Source organism: Amycolatopsis kentuckyensis (assembly GCF_002155975.1).
GTDB lineage: Bacteria > Actinomycetota > Actinomycetes > Mycobacteriales > Pseudonocardiaceae > Amycolatopsis > Amycolatopsis kentuckyensis.
Genome location: NZ_MUMI01000902.1, coordinates 1 through 1,252 on the forward strand (window position 1 = coordinate 1; position 1,252 = coordinate 1,252).

Annotated in this window: 2 protein-coding genes; both read left to right on the plus strand. The window is 70.4% G+C overall.

The features are described 5' to 3' along the window. Positions 1-417: terminase TerL endonuclease subunit (locus CCN39_RS49020; RefSeq protein WP_244211394.1), on the plus strand; the 417-nt coding region annotated here is incomplete at its 5' end. Between the two features lie 15 nt (positions 418-432). Beyond that, on the plus strand, positions 433-1,252 hold an 820-nt coding region (locus CCN39_RS49025; RefSeq protein ID WP_143264523.1), incomplete at its 3' end, for a phage portal protein.

A 1,252-nucleotide genomic window follows, 5' to 3' on the forward strand; every position in this document is an offset into this window, starting at 1 on the left:
ATCCGCGAGGACCTGGACGCCTTCGAGGTCAAGGCCCTGGGGTTCGACCGCTGGTCGTCGACGTCGCTGACGAACGATCTGGAGGGCGAGCGGGCGCCGATGGTCGGCGTTGGCCAGGGCTTCAAGACCATGTCCCCGGCGCTGAAGGCCGTGAAGCGGCTGCTGCTGTCCGGGGAGCGGGCCGTCGGGCAGGGAGGCCGGCCGATGCTGCGGCACGCCGGGAACCCCGTCATGACGTGGATGGTCGACAACTTGGCCGTCGCGATGGACGCCGCAGGAAACGTCAAGCGCGACAAAGCCAACGCCGCCGACAAGATCGACGGCGTGTCCGCGCTGTGCGACGCGATGTCCGAAGTCCTCGCCCGTCCGCCCAAGCGGAAGTCCGCCTACGAGGACTCCGAGTTCGAAGCGATCTGAGAAAGGGGTGGACGCATGCGCTGGTGGCCACGCCGCAAGGCCCCTGGCTCCGGGCAGGTCGTCGACCAGGACGGCGTGCCCGTACTCGCCAAGGCCGCCGAGGCCTTCGGGGACCTGACGCAGCTGGGTAACTACCTGGCAGCGAACGGGATCCGGGTGGTGGACCCGGGCGTGCCGCTGTCGAACTACTCCGACACGGCCGCGGCCGCGCGCGTGTGGGAGACCCAGCCCTCGGTGCGCAAGGTCGTCGACTACATCGCCCGGCAGCTGTGCACCATCCCGTGGCACGTCTACGAGCGGGTCTCCGACACCGACCGGCGCCGGGTCACCGACCACCCGCTCGCGCAGCTCCTCTCACAGCCCGGGCCGCACCGTTCACCGTCGCGGCTGTGGCACTCCACCCTGGTGGACTGGCTGATCTACGACCGGTGGTGCCAGCAGATCCTGCCCAGCGCAGACACCGCCTCCGGGTTCGAGCTGAGGCGCAAACCGGCCCGCCGCTTCCACGTCCTGGCCGACGACGACGACCAGCCGGCCGCGCTGTACCTGATCTCCTCGCGGGGCCCGGCGCAGGTGGTGCAACTGCCCGCGCCGTACCTGTTCGACCACGGGTACGCCACCATCGGGGCGGACGGCACCTCGCCGATGATGACGCTGCAGCAGATCCTCGCCGAGCAGCGCGAGGCCGTCGAATGGCGCCGCCAGGTGTGGAAGAACGGCGCCCGCGTACCGACCGTGATCGAACGGCCCGCGGACGCGCCCTCCTGGTCGGAGGGCGCGAAGAACCGGTTCATTGCCGCGTTCAACGCGTTCATCGGCCGGTCCGGGCATGCCG